Raw genomic sequence first — 23,013 nt, 5'->3', positions numbered from 1 at the left:
TTATGACTTTTGAGTTTTTGAGACCCTTAAGCGATGATTTTTTGCAATTTATCGATGGATTATCACGACAAGCCTTGGGTAAAAAAGTAAGCTTCTTCTCTGGAGGTACTTTTGAATCTTTTTCCAGCTATCAAATTGGAATTATTGGGGTATTGGATAACCGAGGACAGCAAGATGGTAGCGATTGGTCTGACGTTTTGGAAATTAGAAAAGCATTTTATTCGCTTTTCCCCGGCAATTGGACAGCCAGGATGATTGATTTTGGCGATGTAATTCCGGGTGAGAATATAGAGGACACTTATTTTGTTTTAAAAAACTTAATAGCCGAATTGATTCGCAATAAAATTGTACCGGTAATTATTGGGGGATCTCAAGATTTGACTTATCCGATGTACAGAGCTTATGATCAATTGGAGCAGATGGTGAATTTGGTTTGCATTGACAACAAGCTCGATTTGGTAAAAGAAGAGGGATTTGCGGCAGAATCATTCCTGTCGCGGATAATTATGGAGGCTCCTAATAATTTGTTCAATTATGCCAATTTAGGCTATCAAACCTATTTCAATTCGCAAGAGGAAATTGATTTGATAGATAAAATGTATTTTGAAGCCTATAGAGTCGGTGAAATTTCGAACGATCATACCTTGGCAGAACCCGTTTTGCGCGATGCAGACATAGTCAGTATTGATATGATGGCTGTTAAATCGGCTGATTCCGGAAATTTTGATTACTTTAACCCCAATGGATTCGATGGTAGGGAAATTTGTGCCTTATCGCGTTATTCGGGACTAAGTGATCGCGTAAGTTTATTTGGCGTTTTTAATCATAATAATTCCATTGGAGAAGCGTTATTAATAGCACAAATTCTTTGGTATTTTGTCGAAGGCTTTAATTTTAGAGCGAATGAATATCCATTTGTTAGCAAGGAAAGCTATTTTAAATACATTGTTCCGATCGTTGATGAGGACGATTTGATTTTTTTTAAGAGTGATAAAACGGAACGATGGTGGATTGAGGTGTCTTTTGGAGGAAGTGTTAATGATTCTATAAAAAGAAAGTTACTCTTGCCATGTAGCTACGAGGATTATCTCTTAGCTACTGCTCAGCAAGTGCCTGAGCGTTGGTGGAAAGCGATTAAAAAGAGTTTTCTGTAACAAAAGAGCGCTAAAAGAATTAAATGTTAAATATAAATTAATTTTTTTTCCGATTTTCGTTGTGTAATTAAAAATAAATAAATAGGTTTACGCCTTTGAAATATTAAAATATTATAAACCCAAAAATATATGAAGAAGTTCATTACACTAACAGCAGTTGTATCAATGTTATTCAGTTGTGGTTCTGGCGATAGAGGTGAGCTATTAGGTGGCGTACAAGGAAGACAATGGAAAACAGAGAAGCCTCACGGTATGGCTTTGATTCCTGGAGGTACTTTTACGATGGGAAAATCTAGTGAAGATTTCCTAAACACTCAAGATGCCCCTACGAAATCCGTTACAGTTGGTTCATTTTATATGGATGAAACGGAAATCACGAATAATCAGTATCGAAAATTTGTTGAATGGGTAAAAGATTCTGTAGTTAGAACGAGGTTGGCTATTTTTGCTGACGAAATGGGGATGGCTAAAGGATCAGGAGGGATTGGTGAATTTGCTTTCTTAGAAGAGGGCGATCCAGAAAACCAAACTCCATACGAAAAGTATATGTACGACAATTACTATAGCATGTCTATGGATGATGACTTATACGCAGGAAAAAAATTGAATAAAAAGGCAAAATTGCCGGTTAATTCAAAAAAATATCCAGATGAGTATTTTGTTGAGGTAATGGATTCATTATACCTACCTGCTAGCGAATCATTCAACGGTTTAAAAACTTTTGATGCTTCTAAGCTTTCATTTAAATATTCTTATATGGATATTGAAGCAGCAGTTAGAGATAAAAGCACTAACGTAAGAGAAAAGAGAAGCAAACACATGAAATCGGAAACGATCATGATTTATCCAGATACAACCCGTTGGATAAAAGAGTTTCAATTTTCTTATAATGAACCAATGCACAACGACTATTTTTGGCATGAAGCTTATGGCGAATACCCAGTTGTTGGTGTAAACTGGCATCAAGCAAAAGCATTTTGTGCTTGGAGAACCTTGTATAAAAACGCTCATTTAAAATCGAGAAGAGAATCGTTTCAAGTGAATGCATACCGTTTGCCAATGGAGGCAGAGTGGGAATATGCTGCTAGAGGTGGTTTAGAATCAGCAATGTACCCATGGGGTGGTCCGTATACTACGGATGAAAAAGCATGTTTCTTAGCCAACTTCAAACCGACTAGAACAAACTATGCGGCGGATGGAGCATTGTATACTGCAGAGGCGAGATCATATCTTCCAAACGGTTACAATTTATATAATATGTCTGGAAACGTGTCTGAGTGGACAAGTTCTTCTTATGATCCGGCATCTTATGATTTTGTAGCATCATTAAAACCAAGAGAAAGAGGGAGCTCTAATCCTTTAAAAGTTGTTAGAGGTGGTTCATGGAGAGATCCAGCCTACTTCTTACAAGTAAGTACTAGAGATTCTGAATTTGCGGATACAGCTAGAAGTTATATCGGTTTCCGTACTGTTCAAACTTACTCAGGACCTAATGTGGTAGATGCCCCTAAAGGAGCTAGATAATATCGAAAACTAAAAACCAAATAAAAAACCAAATAAATAACTAACTAAATTAATTACACAAATTATGGCGATACCTAAAAAAGTGATGAACTTCTGCTACGGGATGGGGGCAGCGGTCGTAATTCTCGGAGCTTTATTCAAAATTACTCATATGGAATTTGGCCCTTTAAATGGAAATATCATGTTGACCATTGGACTTGTTGTAGAAGCACTGATTTTTGCAATCTCGGCTTTTGAACCAGTTGATGATGATTTGGATTGGTCAAGAGTATATCCGGAATTAAAAGGAGGTGAAGCTAAAGCAGTACAAGTAGCTGGTTTCGGTGGAACTGGTTTTGGAGGTGTTGCTACTCAAGAGGAAGGAATGCTTTCTCAAAAATTGGATCAACTTTTAAAAGATGCTAAAATTGATGGGGAGTTAATGAATAGTTTAAATAAAAGTATCAGAAACTTTGAATCTGCAGCTAAGGAAATTGCTCCTACTGTAGATACAATGGCTGCTACAAGAAAATATGCAGAAGAAATGTCTTTGGCTTCTTCACAATTGGAGTCTTTAAATGGAATGTATAAAATCCAATTAGAGAGTGCAACTAAAAACGCGGAAATTAACAACGAGGTAGCTGAAAACAACATGAAGTTAAAAGAGCAAATGCAATCTTTAACGTCAAATTTAGCATCATTAAATACCGTTTATGGTGGAATGCTTTCTGCTATGGGAGGTGGATCAAGAAATGCTAATTAGTATTTTTATTATTAATTTAAACTAATTAGAGAAAAATGGCAGGAGGTAAACTAACCCCTAGGCAGAAGATGATCAACTTGATGTATTTGGTTTTCATCGCGATGATGGCCCTAAATATGTCAAAAGAGGTTCTTTCTGCTTTTGGGATGATGAACGAAAAATTTGAATTAGCTAATAAATCGGCTGGTGACACTAATGATTTATTGTTACAAGCATTAGATATAAAAGCTTCAGATGATCCTACGAGATTTTCTGAACCAAGTAAAAAAGCGAAAGAAATCGATGCGATTTCAAAAGCCTTTTACAATTATATTGAAACTTTGAAAGTTGCAATTACTGAAAAAGTAGATCGTTCGGAAACGGGAGGACTACAGTATGAAACGATGGATAAGGGTGATGTTGTAGATTCAGGTTGGTTTAAAGGTGATAAGTATTCTGAAAAAGGTACAGAAATCATCAATAAAATCAACAAATACAAAGCTGATATGAAAGCAGCAGTTGGAGAAGACGTAAAATATTTACCGATACTTCAAGATTTAGACCGAAAATTTAACATAGCGGATATCAAAGATTCTGAAGGAGTTGTAAAACCTTATTTGAGTTATCACTTTCAAGGATTTCCTGCGATTGCATCGTTGACTAAATTAACGGCTATGCAAAATGATGTAAAAGTGGTTGAACATGATTTGATTAATGCATTCATGGGAAATACTTTAACACAAGCAGCTTCTATGAAAAATTATAAAGCTATTGTCATTTCAGAAAAAACAGCTTATTTTGCAGGAGAAAGCTTTAAAGGGAAAGTGGTTTTAGGTCGTTATGACAAATCTACTGTACCGACCAAAGTGGTTGTAAACGGATCTCAAGTTAACCTAGCGAATGCTTTGGAAGACGGACAAGTTAACTTGTCTTTTGGAACGGGTAACGTAGGAGAACATAAAATTACAGGTACATTCTCATTTATGGAAGATGGAAAAGAAATTCCGATTCCAATTGATGGAAATTATGTAGTAGTTCCTAAACCGAATTCCGCTACAATTTCTGCAGATAAAATGAATGTGGTTTATAGAGGTGTTGCCAATCCAATGACAATTTCATTTGCTGGTATCTCTTCAGATAAAGTAAGTGCTTCTGCACCAGGATTGAGAAAAGGCGCTAAAGCTGATCAATACATTATGAACCCAGGGGCGGGGAGAGAAGTGGTAATTAACGTTACGGGTACACTTCCTGATGGATCTAAGGTTTCGGATAGAAAAACTTTTAGAATCAAAGGAATTCCTGCACCAAGAGGTACTGTTCGTGGAGAGTACTCTGCTAAAGGACCTAAATCTAACTTAGAAATTGTTAGTATCGGAGCTAAATTAGAAGACTTTGATTTTGATCTTAATTTAACTGTTACAGGATTCGTTCTACAAGTTCCAGGTCAGCCGTCTGTGGTTGTTCAAGGGAATCGTATGAACGACAGAGCTAGATCGGCTATTCAAAAAGCGAGAACTGGTGATGTAGTAGTGATTTCAGATATTAAAGTTCGTCTAGAAGGAGCAGGTGATTATATGTTGCCAAAATCGGCACCTTGTACATTCGAGATTAATTAATTTCGATAATATAAAAAGAAAATAAATACAATATGAACTGGAAAAAATTATCATCATTCGTCGCATTCTGTGTGATTTCTGTAACTGGATACGGACAGGCGAACTTGCTTAATGCAAGAACGGCTGAAGAGATTGGATTGAAATCTTTTGCTGATATTATTGTGGACAGCGAAGGCCCAATTCCTTACGGATATGTCTCTGACCGCGATATTTTATTTGGGAAAAAGGTATGGGAAGTAATCTCTTTAGACGAGAAAATGAATCTACCTTACTATTATCCTGTTGATGATTCTGCAATAGCTGGTCGTAAGGCCCTTTATGAGGTTTTAATCGATGGTATCAAATCTGGTGAAATTACAGAAGTGTATGATGGTAGTGATTTCACGAAAAAACGTACTTTAAAAGATTTGGAAACCTCGTTTACGAAAGTAGACACCATGGACGCAGGTCGTGAATATTATAATGCAGGAGAGAAAATTCCTGACGAATATATCGTAACTGAAGAATTAAAAGCCCGTCACGTTAAGGAATATCACATCGTTGGGATGTGGTACTTTGACAGAACTCAAGGGGAATTGAAATACCGTTTGTTAGGTATTTGCCCTGTAGTTCCGGATATTTATACCATGGGATCTGACAACGAAAACTTTGTTGAATTATTTTGGGTATTCTTCCCAGATGCTAGAGAAGTTTTGCATAGAAATTATGCTTTCAACGAGAAAAATCCAATGCGCTCAATCAATTTTGACCATATGTTGAATTCTCGTAGATTTAGTGCTAGTATCTACAAAGTGGACAATATGTTCGGAGATCGTCGTATAGACGATTATGTAAAGGACAATTCTATGAAACAGTTGCTTGAAGCAGAAAGAATCAAAGAATCGATTAGAAACCTTGAAGATGATATGTGGAATTACTAATTTTGCATACATTAATTATAAAAAAAACTCTTATCTTATAGGTAAGAGTTTTTTCTTGTTTAAAATTTATTCATTATGGTAGATTATATTATAGTAGGTTCGGGACTTGCCGGTATTTGTTTTGCGGAAACCGCTTTGCAGGCTGGAAAATCAATTTTGGTAATCGATGGGGAAAAGCGTTCTTCTTCGCAAGTGGCAGGTGGTATGTATAATCCCGTAGTGTTAAAACGCTTTACAGAAGTTTGGAAAGTACGCGAACAATTGGATTTGGCGAGACCATTTTTTAAGGCGCTGGAAGAAAAACTTCAAGTAAAACTTGATCACAAACTGCCTTTGTATAGACGATTGATGTCGGTGGAAGAGCAGAATAATTGGTTTGAAGCTTCGGATAAACCTAATTTAAGTGCTTATTTGGCTTCTGAATTGGTTCCTAATAAGAATAATGGAGTAAAGGCTGCCTTCTCATTTGGTGAGGTTTTTGAAACCGGTTATGTTGATACGGCGCTTTTAATAAGTAGTTATAGAAAATATTTGCAGCAAAGAGAAATGTATTTACATGCAGATTTCGATTATAATCAATTGCAATTTGATAATGAGGGTGTAGTGTATAAAAACATTCCGGCAAAAAATATTGTTTTTGCCGAGGGATATGGGATGTTGGAAAATCCTTTTTTTAATGATTTACCGTTGGATGGAACGAAAGGTGAGCTTTTAATAGTGCGAATTCCTCAATTAAATTTTAATGAAATCCTTAAAGCAGGTGTTTTTTTAATTCCTATTGGCAACGATTTATATAAAGTTGGAGCTACCTATGATTGGAACGATAAATCGGATAACATTACGGTCGCTGCTAAGGAAGAATTGTTGGAAGGACTTAGAAGTGTAGTCAATTTAGAGTTTGAAATTGTGGAGCAAATTGCAGGCGTGCGCCCTACGGTTAAGGATAGGCGCCCTTTGGTTGGGCGCTCTAAAGAGAGTGCTCGTATTCATCTGTTAAATGGATTGGGTACAAGAGGTGTGCTTCTAGGTCCTTTTTTGGCAAAATATTTATTTCAAAATATTGAAGATGGGGTACCTTTAGATAGCAATATTTCTATAGAAAGGTTTGATAAAAAAAAGGGATGAAAAGGAATGTATTTATATTCCTAAATTTAGACTAATTTTGCAGCGCCTAATTTTTTTACAAAAAGGGGTTAAATAATATAAATGCTTACGAGCTAAGCTTCTAATAGAAAATATAATACATGTTAAATATACATAATCTATCGGTTTCTTTTTCGGGAACATATTTGTTTGAAAACGTTACTTTTCGCTTGGGTGCTGGAGATAGAGTGGGATTGGTAGGTAAAAATGGTGCGGGAAAATCGACCATGCTTAAAATTTTGTCAAGGGAGATTGAGCCTGATACGGGAAGTATAGCCACAGAAAAGGAACTTTCTATTGGTTTCTTAAAACAAGATATTGATTTTGTGTTGGGTAGAACGGTATTGGAAGAGGCTTATCAAGCTTTTGTGGACATTAAAATTGTTGAAAATCAATTGGAGTCTGTCAATGAGCAATTGGTTACGCGCACCGATTACGAATCAGAAAGCTATTCAGATTTAATTGAAGAATTGAGTGACTTAACCCATCGTTTTGAGATTATTGGTGGATACAACTATATTGGGGAAACCGAAAAGGTTTTACTAGGACTTGGATTTAGAAGAGAAGATTTTGATAAATTAACCGATACCTTCTCTGGTGGATGGAGAATGCGTATTGAATTGGCCAAATTGTTATTGCAAAATAACGATGTTCTCTTACTGGATGAGCCTACGAATCACTTGGATATAGAGAGTATTATTTGGTTAGAGCAATTTTTGAGAAGTTATCCGGGAGCTGTAGCTATTGTTTCTCACGATAAAATGTTTTTAGACAATGTGACCAACCGTACTATTGAAATTTCTTTAGGAAAAATATACGATTTCAATAAGCCTTATTCGGAGTATTTGGAATTGCGTCAGGAATTGCGTGAAAAGCAATTAGCAACACAAAAAAATCAGGCCAAGAAAATTGAGGAAACTGAAAAGCTAATCGAAAAGTTTAGAGCAAAGGCATCTAAAGCTTCGATGGCGCAGTCGTTGATTAAGAAATTAGACAAAGTAGAGCGTATTGAAGTCGATGAAGATGATAATTCAGTAATGAATATCTCTTTTCCTGTTAGTGTTATTCCGGGAAGAGTAGTGTTGGAGATTGAGGATGTTACTAAACGTTTTGGAGATAAAACCGTTTTTAAGGATATTTCTTTATTGGTAGAGCGCGGATCAAAAATTGCTTTTGTCGGGCAAAACGGACAAGGAAAATCTACTTTAATTAAAGCCATTGTTGATGAATTTGAATACGATGGAAATATTAAGTTGGGACATAATGTTCAGATTGGATATTTTGCTCAAAATCAAGCGGATCATTTAGACGGTGAGATGACTTTGTTAGATACGATGTTGGAAGCAGCAACGGATTCAAATAGAGCAAAGGTTAGAGATATGCTGGGGTCATTCTTATTTAGAGGTGATGTAGTAGAGAAGAAAGTAAAAGTACTTTCGGGAGGGGAACGCAATAGATTGGCTTTGTGTAAAATGCTTTTACAGCCTATTAATGTATTGTTGATGGATGAGCCGACGAATCACTTGGATATCAAGTCTAAAAATGTACTTAAGACGGCTTTAAAGAACTTTGAAGGAACTTTGATACTGGTTTCTCACGACAGGGATTTTCTTCAGGGAATGTCTAATTTAGTGTATGAGTTCAAAGATCAGGCGATTCGGGAATATTTGGGGGATATCAATTATTTCTTAGAGCAACGCAATTTGCAGAACATGCGTGAAGTTGAAAAGAAAGTAGCGCAGCCCAAAGCATCTCGAAAAGTGGAAAAAGTGGTAGAAGTGATTTCTTATGAAGATCAGAAGAAGCAAAAAGCATTGCAGAATCGTTTGAGCAAGATAGAAAGTCAAGTGCAAGAACTGGAGAAGAAAATTGAGAAAGACGACGCCAAGCTAGCTGTTGATTACGAAAAGTTGATGCAAAATGAATCCTTTTTTAAAGACTACGAAGCGAAAAAGAAAAATTTAGATACTTTAATGGAAGATTGGGAGCTGGTTCAAGAAGAACTAGAGACCTTAAAATAAGAAAAAGCCGTCCTAAGAAGACGGCTTTTTTTGTTTTTTTATAAAGTGTTGTGATTGATTTTGCCAGTGAGGGAATTGATTTACGGATGATTTTATGCTTAAAAACAAACTTTTAAAGACAGTAATGGTGTGGGTTTTGCCTCGCTAATTTATAATATAGGATATCATGTGTACGGTGCAAGGCAAGATTTATACTCAATTGTGTGGTTAGTATATGATTTTATTTCAATCGTCTTAGGGGTAAGAACAGAGTCTTAAAATAGATTTTGGATATTAGTTGGTTGGAAATAAGGTGGTCTTATTCTCTAAAAACGGCAATGCTTGACTTTAGGGCATAAAAAAACCACTCTGAAAAGAGTGGTTACTTAGTAGCGGGAACAGGACTCGAACCTGTGACCTTCGGGTTATGAGCCCGACGAGCTGCCTACTGCTCTATCCCGCGATGTTTGAGGTGCAAATGTATTGCAATTTTTTGAATTATCAAAATTTATTTTCAGATTTTATTCTTAAGAGCGTTTTGATAAAAATATCCTTTTTTAAGAGGAGTTACTTAGTAGCGGGAACAGGACTCGAACCTGTGACCTTCGGGTTATGAGCCCGACGAGCTGCCTACTGCTCTATCCCGCGATTTTGTAGTGCAAATGTACAACGTTTTTTGTATTAAAAAAGAATTTAAAGCTCTTTATTTTTTATTTTCTCTATTTGATTGATATAGCTACCTTTGTCAAAGTAAAAAAACAACATATGACACATAAAGCAGGCTTTGTAAATATCATTGGTAATCCGAATGTCGGAAAATCCACTCTAATGAATGCCTTTGTAGGAGAGCGTTTGTCCATTATTACTTCTAAAGCACAAACCACAAGACATAGAATTTTGGGCATTGTTAACGGAGAAGATTTCCAAATCATGTTTTCGGATACTCCTGGAATCATTAAGCCCGCCTATGACTTGCAGAAATCAATGATGGATTTTGTAAAGTCGGCCTTCGAAGATGCAGACATCTTATTATATATGGTCGAGATTGGTGAAAAAGAACTTAAAGACGAAGCTTTCTTTAAGAGAATAACCAATTCGACTATTCCGGTATTACTATTACTTAATAAGATTGACTTATCCAATCAAGAGGAGTTGGTAACTCAAGTGGCACTTTGGCAAGAGAAAGTACCTAACGCGGAGATATTTCCTATTTCAGCTTTAGAGAAATTCAATGTAACCGAAGTTTTTGAGCGTATTATCCAACTCTTACCCGAATCGCCGGCATACTATCCGAAGGATGCGTTAACAGACAAACCAGAACGTTTCTTCGTAAATGAAATCATACGTGAAAAGGTTTTATTGTGTTACGACAAGGAGATACCTTATTCTGTAGAGATTGAAACCGAAGAGTTTTTGGAAGATGAAGAAATCATCCGTATTCGTGCTTTGATAATGGTAGAACGGGACAGTCAGAAAGGAATCATCATTGGTCATAAAGGAGCGGCTATTAAAAAAGTAGGAATCATGGCCAGAGAACAGTTAGAAAAATTCTTTGGAAAACAAGTGCACATCGAATTGTTCGTAAAAGTGAATAAAGATTGGAGAAATAGTGCGTTTCAATTACGTCGTTTTGGATACAATCAAAAATAGTATTAGGGCACTTTTTACGATTTAGAAATCAATTATTGGGTTTATTCGCAATTGAAAAATAAAAATAATCGAAATCTCGCATCGAAATAGTACCTTTGCAAAATATTTATAGGAGTTATGAACAATATAGTAGCCATAGTTGGGAGACCAAATGTAGGAAAATCCACCTTTTTTAATCGATTGATTCAAAGAAGAGAAGCCATTGTGGATTCAGTGAGTGGAGTTACACGTGATAGAAATTACGGCAAAAGTGAATGGAACGGAAAAGAATTTTCTGTTATTGATACCGGGGGATATATAAAAGGATCGGATGATGTTTTTGAAGCAGAAATCAGACGCCAAGTAGAATTAGCGATAGATGAAGCCGATGCAATTATCTTTATGGTAGATGTAGAAGAGGGGATTACTCCTATGGATGCAGAAGTAGCAAAATTGCTTAGAAAAGTTACTAAACCCATTTTTCTAGCAGTAAATAAAGTAGACAATGGGCAAAGAGAAAAAGATGCTTACGAATTCTATAACTTAGGATTAGGGGAGTATTTTACTATTGCTGGTATGACGGGAAGTGGAACAGGAGATTTATTAGATGCTTTGGTAATTGCTTTACCGGACAATCCTATAGTTGAAGAAGTGACCTTGCCTCGTTTTGCTGTAGTTGGTAGACCAAATGCGGGAAAATCCAGTTTTATCAATGCATTAATTGGAGAAGATCGTTATATTGTTACTGATATAGCGGGTACAACAAGAGACGCTATTGACACGAGATACAACCGTTTTGGATTTGAATTTAACTTAGTAGATACGGCTGGAATCCGTCGTAAGGCTAAGGTTAAAGAGGATTTGGAATTTTATTCTGTAATGCGTTCAGTTCGTGCTATCGAACATAGTGATGTTTGTATCTTAATCGTTGATGCTACTCGTGGCTTCGAAGGACAGGATCAAAGTATTTTCTGGTTGGCAGAAAAGAATAGAAAGGGAATTGTAATTCTGATTAACAAGTGGGATTTGGTTGAAAAAGAAACCATGACAACGGTTCAATTTGAAAGAGATATTCGCGAAAAAATAGCCCCATTTACCGATGTGCCTATTATTTTTACGTCGACCATTACAAAACAAAGGTTGTTAAAAGCTTTGGAAACAGCAGTAAATGTTTTTGAAACGCGTAAACGCAGGATTGCAACCTCTAAGTTTAACGAAACGATGTTGCCAATCATTGAGCAAACACCGCCGCCAGCACTTAAAGGAAAGTATGTGAAAATTAAATATTGTATGCAATTGCCTACACCGACTCCTCAGTTTGTGTTTTTTGCAAACTTGCCGCAATATGTTAAGGATCCTTATAAACGATTTATTGAAAATAAACTTCGTGAAATCTATGATTTCAACGGTGTGCCAATCGATTTGTATTTCAGACAAAAATAATTTTTATATAAATAAAAAAATGCGGTTATTGTTTACTCAATTAAACCGCATTTTTTTTTGCTCTAATATGAAAAAAACCATACTTTTTTTTGCGATGATGATAGCAGGGCTAATTCACGCACAAAGTACTATTGAGTTAAAGGGGAATGTAGTGGATGAATATAAAAAACCCGTTGAATCTGCAACGGTTTTTTTATCGGTTCTCAAAGATTCTACATTGATAGATTATACTATAACCAACTCCAAAGGCGATTTTAATCTCAAATTAAAAAAACAAGCGCGGCCTGTTTTTTTTAAGGTTTCTATGTTGGGTTATACCGATTATGTGAAACAATTTGACGATTTAAACGCCAATTTCGATTTATCCGAAATTCAAATAAAAAGCGTGATGACCAACTTAGATGAGTTGGTTATTGTCGCAGATATTCCTCCGATTCGAATCAAAAAAGACACAGTCGAGTTTAATGCGGCCTCCTTTAAAGTCCGCCCGGACGCCAATGTAGAAGAATTGTTAAAGCAGTTGCCTGGCGTGGAGATAGATGCCGACAAGAAAATAACGGTTAACGGTAAAGAAGTCAATCAGATTTTAGTCAATGGAAAACCATTTTTTGATGAAGATGGAAAAATTGCTCTACAAAACTTACCGGCAGAATTAATCAATAAAATTCAGATATCAGATACCAAAACCAAAAAAGAAGAATTTACCAAAAAGGCATCCAGTTCCAATAATGCCAGTATTAACTTGACCATAGATGAAGATAAAAACAAAGGTTTTTTCGGCAAAGTTATGGGCGGATATGGCTCTGATAAGCGCTATGAGGGAAGTTTGTTGGCTAATTATTTTAAGGGAAAGCAAAAGATAAGTGTCTTAGCTTCATCAAATAATATTAATGCTTCGGGCTTTTCGATGGATGAAGTGTTTGATAATATGGGTGGCGGTAGAGGACGCTCAGGTAGTTTTGGCTCGTCTGGTTCTGGTGGTTCTGGAATTACACAGTCCAATATGGTCGGTTTGAATTACTCGGACGAATTCATCAAAGATTTGAGTACAACCGGAAGTTATTTTTACAATTCCAGTGATAGTGAAAATAAAAATCGGTCGACTCGTATAAACTTATTGCCTTCAGGGGAGTTTACAACCTTCTCCAATGGAGCGACAAATCAGAATAGCGAATCGCACAACGGTAACTTCTCTGTAGAATATAAAATCGATTCGACGGCAACCTTATTTGTATCGCCTAAACTATCAAAAACGTTCCGAACATCAAAGTCGATATCTGATCAATATGATGTTGACGATCGAGGAAGCAGGTTAAATGAGAGTAATTCAGAGGCTTATAATAGTTCAAATAGTTTAAATTTTTCCAATCAAATACGGTATTCTAAAAACTTAAAAACTAAAGGTCAGTATTTTACCGTGGCATTAAGCAATCAAAATACAACCAACGACGGGCAAAATCGCAATGAATCTGCGACGCGATTTTTTAACGAACCCGACCAAGATGATTTTAGAAAACAGTATAGTAAAACGCGTTCGAATTCCGATAATTACAGTTTAGAACTCGAATATTCACAACCTATAGTAGACTCTCTGGCGTTGGAATTTAATTTGGGATACGATTGGACCAATAACGTACAAGAGGAACGTGTATTTGATTTTGATGATGCATCGCAATCCTATGTTCAGCCGAATGTGGATTTAACCAATTATTATACCACCCAAATAAAAGTACTTAGACCCATAACGGCAATTCGGATTTCAAAGTCGAAATTCAATTTGAGTTTGGCTCCAGGTCTGGCTATTACACAATACGATGTTAATGCCGTTTATAAAGAGACGGATATTGATTTTTCAAAAAAATATATACTTCCAGCGATGAGTGCGTATTTGAATTACCGCTTTACTAAGTCTTTATCGGTTTGGGGTTCTTATCAGTATAGTGCACAAATGGTAGATGCCAGATCGGTTTTGGATTATGAAGATGTGTCTAATCCGTTGAATACCGTCATAGGAAATCCAGATTTAAATCCCAATAAATCCCACTCGACCTTTTTGAGTTTTCGAAATTACGATTTTGCTAGTCGTTCTGGATACAGTTTCTATCTGGGAGGAAGTTATTTCGACAACCAAGTCGTTACCTATTCTATTTACGATGAAAACAGGAAGAGAACCACTACATATCGCGAACTTTCAGGTGCTTATTCCTATATGTTAGGGGGAAATTGGAATAAGTCATATACCATTGATGAGCACAAAATCCGCTACGGAATTGATATGCGCTATACTTTTTCCAACAGTAGAGGATTTACAGATGGAACATTATATGAAGCTCAAGCAACATCCATTTCGCCAAGGGTATATTTGAGTTGGGATTACGGCGATTTAATTTCTATTATGCCGTCGTACAGTTATAGCTCTAATACTACAGACTATAAAAATTATGCTGTAAGTAGTGCTACAAATTTTACTCATCGGTTGAATCTACAAGCTACCACTTATTGGCCTGAGAATTGGGTTTTCGGAAATGATTTTGGATATACTTATAACTCCAATATTGCGTCCGGGTTTAAAAGAGATTTTTATTTGTGGAATACGAGTTTGTCTTATGCGTTTTTTGATAAGAAATTTATGGCAAAGGTTAAGGTATATGACCTGTTAAATCAGAATATCAGCTCCACGCGAACAATAGATCCTACTGCGATTGTTGATTCGGAAAATACGGTACTAAAGCGTTATGTAATGTTTTCCTTAACCTATAAACTCGACCAGTTTGGTGGTAAGCAAATGAAAAATGAACGACCTAATAGAGGAGTTAGAGATGGTGCTCCTAGGATGCGTGTTCGTAGCATGTAAATATAGATAGTACGTTCTTTAAAACAAAGAGGCGATTCCATATTGGAATCGCCTCTTTGTTTTTTAAGTGATTGACTAGCTGAATAGGTTTTACCAGCTTCCGCCAGAGCCACCGCCAGAAAATCCGCCGCCGCCGAATCCACCACCGAATCCGCCTCCGCCGCCAAATCCGCCGCCGCTTCCTCCACCGAAGCCACCGCCTCCGCCGCGACCTAAGCTACTAAGTATAATCATTTCTCCTAAGCTTGGGCCAGCAAATCGACCACCACTACCGCCTTTACCGCCGCCTTTTCTACTAAATATATAAAGTAAAAGAACCACCGCAATAAAGATAAGAATTAGGGTTCCAATACCATTACCGTCATTTTCCGGATTGGCTTTTCGGGTTCCTTTGTATTTTCCTTTGAGTATATCGACTATCGCATCCGTACCCTTGTCTAAACCTTGGTAATAATTGCCCGTTTTAAATTCGGGAATGATAACGTCTCGAATCATTTGACCAACTATTCCAGCAGTCAAACGGTCTTCAACACCATAACCTGGAGAAATCCATATTTTACGTTCGTCTCTAGCTAATAGTATCAGTATACCATTGTCTTCTTTAGCTTGTCCAATACCCCATTGATGAGCCCACTTAGGTGTTAATATACCAATGTCTTCTCCTTTTAGCGAAGGAATGGTAATAACGACCATTTGAGTTGTGGTTGAGTCGGAATAATGAATTAACTTTTTTTCAAGAGCCTCTTTTTCGGAGGCACTTAAAATTTTAGCATAATCATATACGCTGGTTTGCTCTTGTAAGTTCTTTGGAGCTTCGGGTATCGTAAATTGACTATACCCAAGTGTGCTGATAAGAACAACAATAAATAATAGGCTTTTTTGATAAGCTTTTTGAAAATAATCTTTCATTTATCCTTTTGATATTTCATTTGGAAGTTCGTTGACATCATCTTTTTGATAGGGAAAATAGGCTTTAAGTTTTTCGCCAGATCTAAGAATGCCTTTGATCAGTCCAGTTTTAAAGTCAGCGATTTTAAAATGTTCGATGACCGTATCTTTGATGCAGTCCCAAAAATCTGCCTCGACTTTTTTATCGATTCCTTCGTCACCGATAATGACGAAGGACTTATCTTCAATAGCTAAGTAGAATAGTACACCGTTGCGCTCTGCTGTTTTGTCCATATTTAAGTCAAAGAATACTTCTTTGGCTCGGTCAAACGCAGGCAAATCGGTATGTCCTTCCAAGTGCACGCGAATTTCGCCAGAAGTATTCTCCTCTGCCTTAATAATCGCCTTGACAATTTCAGCCTCTTCAGCTTCGGAAAAAAAACGTTCTACTAGTCCCATGGTTATTTTAAAATTAAAATTTTACTTCTACCGGTTTTTCAGCTCCAGCAACGGCTTCAAAATAAGCTTTTTCGCTAAATCCAAAGATACCTGCAAACAAACTGTTTGGGAAGGTTTTAATATGGTTGTTATACGGTTTTACGTTTTCGTTAAAACGCGTTCTTGCTGTTAGAATTTGATTTTCAGTACTAGCGAGCTCGTCTTGCAGTTTTAAGAAATTTTGGTTTGCTTTTAAGTCGGGATAGCGCTCTACGCTAACCAATAATCTAGATAAGGCAGAAGAGACACCGCTTTGTGCTTTATTGAATTCTGCTAATTGATCTGGCGTAATATTAGACGGATCAATAACCGTTTTTGTCGCTTCTGAACGCGCTTGAATAACACTTTCTAAAGTGCTTTTTTCAAAATCGGCAGCACCTTTTACCGTGTTGACTAAATTGCCGATTAAATCGTTTCGACGTTGGTAAGCGGTTTCGACGTTACCCCAGCTTTCACGAATGTTTTCATTAAGAGTTACGGCAGTGTTGTTAAAACTTTTTGCCCAGCTGTAAAGACCAATTACGATGACAGCAATAATAATTACGGGGATAAGCCACTTTTTCATAGGAAGTTTGTTTTTTTGTTAAAGTTCGTTTTTAATATGGATCAAAGTTGATTTAATTGCTTCTAATTTACGAATAATTTCGAAAGTGTCGAGAGATTTTTTGGGTTTGGCCTTAATGTACTCCTTGGCGCCGTCAAGCGTAAAACCACGTTCCTTAATCAAATGAAACAGTAGTCTTAAGTTTTTCACATCTTCAGGGGTAAACATTCTATTGCCCTTAGCGTTTTTTTTGGGTTTAAGAATATCAAATTCCTTTTCCCAAAAGCGCAACAGTGATGTGTTTACATCGAAAGCCTTGGCCAATTCGCCAATGCTATAATATCGTTTTTCTGGTAAGTCTATATGCATTAGTCTAGAGATTGATTTTCGTGATTGGCTGCTTGAGAGAGTAATTCAAACTCTTTAGCAGAAATAGAACCGTAATAAAAATTCAACGGGTTCATGACTTCATTATTGTAATGTACTTCATAATGTAAATGAGGGGCTTCACTTCGCCCGGTGTTTCCAACAAACCCGATTAAATCGCCGCGTTTTATTTTTTGTCCCTGCTTAACATTGTATTTGCTTAAATGTGCATACCGAGTTAAATAACCAAAACCGTGTTTGATTTCGATGAGATTGCCATATCCTGATAATTGGTTGTTAGCTCGGATAACTTCGCCATCTCCAGTGGCGTAAACCGGTGTACCCGGTTTGGAAGAAAAATCCATCCCTTCGTGAAATTTTTTAATCTTGGTAAAGGGGTCAGATCGGTATCCAAAACCAGAAGCCACTCGAGTAAGATCCTCATTTTTTATTGGTTGAATCGCTGGAATTGCTGCTAAAAGTTTTTCTTTTCCCTGGGCTAAGTTAATGATATCGTCTAAAGAACGCGATTGTATAGCGGTTTGTTTTAAAATACGATCTACTTTTTTGCTGGTGTTTTTTACCAAGTCCGAATTATTAAATCCTTCTAGGTCTTTATAACGGTTGTATCCACCAAAACCCGAACGTCTTTGTTCGCTTGGAATTGGTGTAGTATTAAAATAAGCTCGATAAATATAGTTGTCTCGAACTTCCAATTCGCTCAAAACTTGATCGATTAATTCTATTTTTCGATTGAGAACAGCGTAATTGGTTTTAAAATTTTCAATCTCGCGCGCTTGCATTTTATCTTTAGGTGTTTCAAATATGGAAGTGTTCAATAAAATAATAATACCCAACAAACCAAACATAGCTGAAGAGAATATAAATAGCAAAATAAACCCGATTTGCTTGTGCTTTTTGGGTTGTACTTTTTGATAGGCTAGTTTTTCGGAATCGTAATAATATTTTACCTTAGACATATCTTAAAAAATGCTATTTTTGCATGTTAAAATACATTGTATTTCATGCTTGCGAATCGATTAGATAACAAATGTAAAAAATGTTTCGATGATACCATTTTCATTTATACATTTTAATACGAGTTTAATATCTAATTCGGTCAAAAGTATTTAAAAAAGCCAATAAATCTTGATTTGATTAGGGCTAAATTATTTAAATGTAAAAAATCATTGGTTTTCAAAAGATGAAATCATTCCAGAAGAATTATTTGTCCCTGGGGCAGCTAACTGGATAGATATCAGAGAAACCTAAACAAACCATATAAAACGACATATGAAATCACAAGAAATTCGTCAAAAGTTTTTAAGTTTTTTTGAAGAACGCGGGCATCTTATAGTTCCATCGGCACCGATTGTCTTAAAAGATGATCCGACTTTAATGTTCAATAATTCTGGGATGGCTCAGTTTAAAGAGTATTTTTTAGGAAATGCCAGTCCGAAAAGCAAAAGAATTGCCGATACTCAAAAGTGTCTTAGAGTTTCAGGAAAGCATAATGATTTAGAGGAAGTTGGGATTGATACTTACCACCATACCATGTTTGAAATGCTGGGGAATTGGAGTTTTGGAGATTATTTTAAAAAAGAGGCCATACATTGGGCTTGGGAATTATTGACTGAGGTTTATAAGATTCCTAAGGACATTTTATATGTTACCGTATTTGAAGGTAGTGTAGAAGAAAATGTACCTTTTGATCAAGAGGCTTATGACATATGGAAATCCTTAATAGCAGAAGATCGTATTTTGTTGGGAAACAAAAAGGATAATTTCTGGGAAATGGGTGAGCAAGGACCTTGCGGACCCTGTTCTGAAATACATGTTGATATACGTTCTAAAGAAGAGAAGGCACTTGTTTCGGGTAAGGATTTAGTTAATGCTGATCATCCACAGGTAGTAGAGATTTGGAATAATGTATTTATGGAGTTCAACCGTAAAGCAGACGGGTCTTTGGAAAAATTACCAGCTCAACATGTGGATACCGGTATGGGATTTGAACGTTTATGTATGGTCTTACAAGGTGTTCAATCAAACTACGATACCGATGTGTTTAGTCCTTTAATTGAAAAGATTTCCCAATTAACTCAAGGTAAATATACGATTAAGGCGAAAGACGATGAAGAAGAAAAAATAAATATTGCCATTAGGGTTATCGCCGACCACGTAAGAGCAGTTGCTTTTGCGATTGCCGATGGACAGTTGCCTTCCAATAATGGTGCGGGATATGTGATTCGTCGAATTTTACGCCGTGCTATTCGTTATGCTTTTACATTTCTAAATAAAAAAGAACCGTTTATATATCAATTAGTAGAGGTTTTGAGTAGGCAGTTGGGGAGTGTTTTTCCGGAAATTACAGCTCAAAAAGCTTTGGTGATGAATGTGATTAAAGAAGAAGAAGCTTCTTTTTTAAGAACTCTGGACCAAGGGTTACATTTGTTGGATCAAGTGATTGCTCAATCGGATTCTAAAGTGGTTTCAGGAGCAAAAGCATTTGAATTATATGATACTTTTGGTTTTCCAATAGATTTGACTGCATTGATTTTGAGAGAGCGTGGATTGGAATTGGATGAGGCTGGCTTTGATTTAGCCATGAGTCAGCAAAAGAATCGTTCTAGAGCTGCTTCGGAAGTAACTACAGATGACTGGACAGTTTTGATTCCGGGTAATATCGAGCGTTTCGTTGGTTATGATTTATTGAGTAACGAAGTGAAAATCACACGTTTTAGAAAAGTAGATAGTAAAAAAGACGGAAAACTATTTCAATTGGTTTTAGATCAAACACCATTCTATCCGGAAGGAGGAGGACAGGTAGGAGATAAGGGCTTCTTGATTTCGGCTAATGAAACCATTGAAATTATAGATACTAAAAAAGAAAACAATCTAATTCTTCATTTTGCCAAGCAACTCCCAGAGAATTTAGAGGGAAGTTTTACGGCACAAGTAAATGAAGAAACGAGAAAACAAAGCGCGAGCAACCACTCGGCAACCCATTTATTGCACCAAGCTTTAAGAACCATTTTGGGAACGCATGTGGAGCAAAAGGGATCATTGGTGTCACCAAACTATTTGCGTTTTGACTTTTCCCATTTTGCGAAATTGACTGAAGAGGAGCTAAAGGCGGTAGAAGATTTTGTAAATCAACGTATTCAAGAGCAATTGCCTTTGGTAGAGCGTAGAAGTATTCCTTTTGCACAAGCTATTGAAGAAGGGGCTATGGCTTTGTTTGGCGAAAAATATGGGGATGAAGTGAGAGCGATTCGCTTTGGAACAAGTATGGAACTTTGTGGTGGAATTCACGTTCAGAATACAGCGGATATTTGGCAGTTTAAAATTGTTAGTGAAGGGGCTGTTGCAGCGGGCATTCGTCGTATCGAAGCAATCACGAACCAAGCGGTAAGAACCTTTTATAAAGACCAAGAGGAAACTTTGAAAGAAGTTAAAAACGTACTTAAGAATCCGCAAGACACTCTAAAAGCAGTGGTTTCTTTACAAGACGAAAATGCAAAATTGAAAAAACAATTGGAGCAATTGTTGCGTGAAAAAGCAAAAGGACTTAAGGGAGAACTGGTATCGGAAATACAGATTATTAACGACGTTCAGTTTTTGGCGATGCAAGTTGATTTAGATGCCAACGGTGCTAAAGACTTGGCTTATGAATTGGGGGCAGACAAAACCAATTTGTTTTTGGTTTTAGCTACGGTCACTGATGGAAAGCCGATGTTGACCTGTTATATTTCTAAAGAATTGGCTACAGACAAAGGACTCAATGCCGGACTCGTTGTTCGAGAGTTGGGAAAATACATTCAGGGAGGCGGAGGCGGTCAAGCTTTCTTCGCTACAGCAGGAGGTAAAAATCCAGACGGAATTGTAGAAGCCTTGTCAAAAGCTTTGGAATATATTAAATAGTATAGAAAAGGATTCTCGAAAGAGAATCTTTTTTTATTATAGAAGTCGTTTTGACTAACCTAAAGCCATTATAAATATGGAGTTTCTAACTAAAGTACCGTTAAAGTCCTATCAAGCTAAAATCAATTACCATTCTAAGATTGTTTCTTTAGGTTCTTGCTTTGCTGTTAATATGGCTCAGAAATTTAAAGAGTTTCAGTTTCAGGTCCGTGCAAATCCATTTGGTATTTTATTTCATCCAATAGCGATAGAACGCATTTTGGAATATGCCGTATCGGACTATGTTTTTACTGAAAAAGATGTTTTTTGCATAGATGGTGTTTGGAGTTGTTTCGATGCACATTCCGATTTAAATCAGTTGGAACAGTCGGATTGTATAGATCATTTAAATGCGGCTTTGGCTAATTTGAAGTTCGATATACAAGAAGCATCACATCTTATGCTGACATTTGGAACCGCTTGGGTCTATCAGTTTAAAGAAACGGCGACAGTGGTTGCTAACTGTCATAAACTACCGCAGCAGCAATTTGATAAAAAACTTTTGTCTTATGAAGAGGTACTGAATAGTTATCGACGAATTGCCGGTTTAATTAAAGAATTAAATCCAAAAGTGGAAATTATTTATACCCTTTCTCCGGTTCGTCACATCAAAGATGGCTTTGTCGAAAATCAGCGAAGTAAATCTATTTTAACAGCTGCCTTGCATCAGTTTTTGGAAGAACATCCAAAACAACATTTTTATTTCCCGTCTTATGAGATCCTTATGGACGAGTTAAGAGATTATCGTTTTTATGAGTCAGACATGCTGCATCCGAACTCTATTGCTATACAATATATATGGGAAAAGTGGACGCAAGTTGTGGTAGAAGAAGTAGCATATCCGATTATGAAAAAAGTTGATGAAGTGCAAAAAGGACTCCATCACCGTTCATTTAATCCTGCTTCTGAAAAACACGGCATATTTCTTGACAAGTTGGTTAGTAAAATAGACGATTTGTTAGATCAATTTCCTTTTATGAACTTTAGGTAGTAAGGAGGTAGGTATGTGAATTAAATAAGAACTAGATATGAAAGGACTTTTTAAAATAATTATAGCATTCTTTTTTGTACTGTTGATGATGTTGACGGGTGCAATGATTTACCGTTATTTCGACAACAAGGATGAGGAGGCTAAAATGGAATACAATTCTGATTTGATTCAGAATCAGTTTAAAAACGTGAGTAAATTAATTGTAACCGAAGCTAAGTTTTCACAAGTAATGACTTATGAAGACCAACAAAAGTATTTGATGGATTTAGTATCCTTTAAAAAGAAAGCGGTGGTTATTATCAACGCGGATGCAACGGTTTCTTATGATATGAGTCAGATAGCATACGAACTGGATGAAGTAAACAAAGTGGTACGGATTACTAACTTGCCCAAAGAGGAAATTAAGCTTTATCCCGAAATTAAGTTATACGACGTAGAACAGAGTAAGTTTAATCCTTTTCAAGGAGAAGATTACAATAAGATTAATACCAAGGTTAAAGAAGATTTGCTACGTAAAATTGAAGGTTCTACCTTAAAAGCGAATGCTCAAAACCGCTTGATTACAGAGCTCTCTAAAATATTGATAGTAACACAGTCTTTAGGATGGAAATTGGAATATCAAGATACGGTCATTGACTCCGAAATGGATTTTAATACTAAAGTATTGTTCTAGGTTTAGTATATATAGATCGGGCTTGTTTGATTTGAGGATGTAGCGTCGTGATTATTTACAAAAGTCGTATAAAAGAGCTAGGGTTGTTT

At 36.5% G+C, this 23,013-nt stretch carries 18 protein-coding genes and 2 tRNA genes; 13 read left to right on the top strand and 7 right to left on the bottom strand.

From position 1 onward, the window contains the following. Positions 1-2 precede the first annotated feature (2 nt). The 7 genes from KO524_RS01120 to KO524_RS01090 all read left to right on the top strand — a co-directional run bounded on the left by KO524_RS01120 (position 3) and on the right by KO524_RS01090 (position 9,099). A complete protein-coding gene (locus tag KO524_RS01120) occupies positions 3-1,154 on the top strand; it encodes a formimidoylglutamase (protein WP_219288346.1) in 1,152 nt (383 codons plus the stop codon). A gap of 129 nt (positions 1,155-1,283) precedes the next feature. Then, the gene (gldK, locus tag KO524_RS01115; protein WP_219288344.1) at positions 1,284-2,678 is read left to right on the top strand and encodes a gliding motility lipoprotein GldK; all 1,395 of its coding nucleotides are present in this window, start codon (positions 1,284-1,286) and stop codon (positions 2,676-2,678) included. A gap of 64 nt (positions 2,679-2,742) precedes the next feature. Then, positions 2,743-3,420: a gliding motility protein GldL gene (gene gldL, locus KO524_RS01110; protein ID WP_219288341.1), complete on the top strand. Its 678-nt coding sequence runs from the start codon at positions 2,743-2,745 to the stop codon at positions 3,418-3,420. A gap of 35 nt (positions 3,421-3,455) precedes the next feature. Continuing rightward, the gene (gldM, locus tag KO524_RS01105; RefSeq protein WP_219288339.1) at positions 3,456-5,015 is read left to right on the top strand and encodes a gliding motility protein GldM; all 1,560 of its coding nucleotides are present in this window, start codon (positions 3,456-3,458) and stop codon (positions 5,013-5,015) included. A gap of 32 nt (positions 5,016-5,047) precedes the next feature. Continuing rightward, the gene (gene gldN, locus KO524_RS01100) at positions 5,048-5,935 is read left to right on the top strand and encodes a gliding motility protein GldN (protein ID WP_219288337.1); all 888 of its coding nucleotides are present in this window, start codon (positions 5,048-5,050) and stop codon (positions 5,933-5,935) included. Between the two features lie 75 nt (positions 5,936-6,010). Beyond that, positions 6,011-7,060 carry an FAD-binding oxidoreductase gene (locus tag KO524_RS01095; protein ID WP_219288335.1) on the top strand — a complete coding sequence of 350 codons (1,050 nt, stop codon included), beginning with the start codon at positions 6,011-6,013 and terminating at the stop codon, positions 7,058-7,060. A gap of 119 nt (positions 7,061-7,179) precedes the next feature. Then, positions 7,180-9,099, top strand: a complete 1,920-nt coding sequence (locus KO524_RS01090; protein WP_219288333.1) for an ABC-F family ATP-binding cassette domain-containing protein — start codon at positions 7,180-7,182, stop codon at positions 9,097-9,099. A 369-nt stretch (positions 9,100-9,468) separates the two neighbouring features. On the opposite strand, the gene KO524_RS01085 is transcribed toward KO524_RS01090, so the two are convergent. Both KO524_RS01085 and KO524_RS01080 read right to left on the bottom strand, forming a co-directional pair. Then, positions 9,469-9,541: transfer RNA gene (locus KO524_RS01085), tRNA-Met, on the bottom strand. Between the two features lie 112 nt (positions 9,542-9,653). Then, a tRNA-Met gene (locus KO524_RS01080) sits at positions 9,654-9,726 on the bottom strand. A 117-nt stretch (positions 9,727-9,843) separates the two neighbouring features. Here KO524_RS01080 and era point away from each other — a divergent pair. The 3 genes from era (at position 9,844) to KO524_RS01065 (ending at position 15,004) form a co-directional block, all read left to right on the top strand. Beyond that, positions 9,844-10,728: a GTPase Era gene (gene era, locus KO524_RS01075; RefSeq protein ID WP_219288330.1), complete on the top strand. Its 885-nt coding sequence runs from the start codon at positions 9,844-9,846 to the stop codon at positions 10,726-10,728. A gap of 117 nt (positions 10,729-10,845) precedes the next feature. Beyond that, a complete protein-coding gene (gene der, locus KO524_RS01070) occupies positions 10,846-12,150 on the top strand; it encodes a ribosome biogenesis GTPase Der (protein ID WP_219288328.1) in 1,305 nt (434 codons plus the stop codon). Positions 12,151-12,217: 67 nt separating this feature from the next. Beyond that, the gene (locus KO524_RS01065) at positions 12,218-15,004 is read left to right on the top strand and encodes an outer membrane beta-barrel protein (RefSeq protein ID WP_219288326.1); all 2,787 of its coding nucleotides are present in this window, start codon (positions 12,218-12,220) and stop codon (positions 15,002-15,004) included. A 90-nt stretch (positions 15,005-15,094) separates the two neighbouring features. Here KO524_RS01065 and KO524_RS01060 read toward each other — a convergent pair whose 3' ends face one another. From KO524_RS01060 to KO524_RS01040, 5 genes are read right to left on the bottom strand one after another with little or no spacing between them, the layout of a single operon-like run. After that, positions 15,095-15,913 (bottom strand): YgcG family protein, encoded by an 819-nt coding sequence (locus tag KO524_RS01060; RefSeq protein WP_219288325.1) that lies wholly within the window; start codon positions 15,911-15,913, stop codon positions 15,095-15,097. Then, positions 15,914-16,351, bottom strand: a complete 438-nt coding sequence (locus tag KO524_RS01055; RefSeq protein ID WP_219288323.1) for a TPM domain-containing protein — start codon at positions 16,349-16,351, stop codon at positions 15,914-15,916. It lies immediately after the preceding gene. A gap of 13 nt (positions 16,352-16,364) precedes the next feature. Further along, positions 16,365-16,955 (bottom strand): LemA family protein, encoded by a 591-nt coding sequence (locus KO524_RS01050; RefSeq protein ID WP_219288320.1) that lies wholly within the window; start codon positions 16,953-16,955, stop codon positions 16,365-16,367. 18 nt (positions 16,956-16,973) lie between these two features. Further along, complete coding sequence (locus KO524_RS01045; protein ID WP_219288318.1) at positions 16,974-17,303, bottom strand: MerR family transcriptional regulator; 330 nt, start codon at positions 17,301-17,303, stop codon at positions 16,974-16,976. Further along, positions 17,303-18,280: a M23 family metallopeptidase gene (locus KO524_RS01040; RefSeq protein WP_219288316.1), complete on the bottom strand. Its 978-nt coding sequence runs from the start codon at positions 18,278-18,280 to the stop codon at positions 17,303-17,305. Before KO524_RS01040 ends, KO524_RS01045 begins: the two co-directional genes overlap by 1 nt. Before the next feature lie 313 nt (positions 18,281-18,593). Here KO524_RS01040 and alaS point away from each other — a divergent pair, with 313 nt between their 5' ends. The 3 genes from alaS to KO524_RS01025 all read left to right on the top strand — a co-directional run bounded on the left by alaS (position 18,594) and on the right by KO524_RS01025 (position 22,924). Next, positions 18,594-21,221 (top strand): alanine--tRNA ligase, encoded by a 2,628-nt coding sequence (gene alaS / locus KO524_RS01035; protein WP_219288314.1) that lies wholly within the window; start codon positions 18,594-18,596, stop codon positions 21,219-21,221. A gap of 76 nt (positions 21,222-21,297) precedes the next feature. Beyond that, positions 21,298-22,251, top strand: a complete 954-nt coding sequence (locus tag KO524_RS01030; RefSeq protein ID WP_219288312.1) for a GSCFA domain-containing protein — start codon at positions 21,298-21,300, stop codon at positions 22,249-22,251. Positions 22,252-22,288: 37 nt separating this feature from the next. After that, positions 22,289-22,924 carry a DUF4230 domain-containing protein gene (locus tag KO524_RS01025; protein ID WP_219288310.1) on the top strand — a complete coding sequence of 212 codons (636 nt, stop codon included), beginning with the start codon at positions 22,289-22,291 and terminating at the stop codon, positions 22,922-22,924. The last annotated feature ends 89 nt before the right edge of the window (positions 22,925-23,013 follow it).

It is taken from the genome of Flavobacterium sp. NKUCC04_CG (assembly GCF_019345525.1).
In the GTDB taxonomy this organism is placed as follows: domain Bacteria; phylum Bacteroidota; class Bacteroidia; order Flavobacteriales; family Flavobacteriaceae; genus Flavobacterium.
The sequence above is the reverse complement of the archived record's forward strand: the minus strand, read 5'-3'. Positions and strand labels throughout refer to the sequence as shown.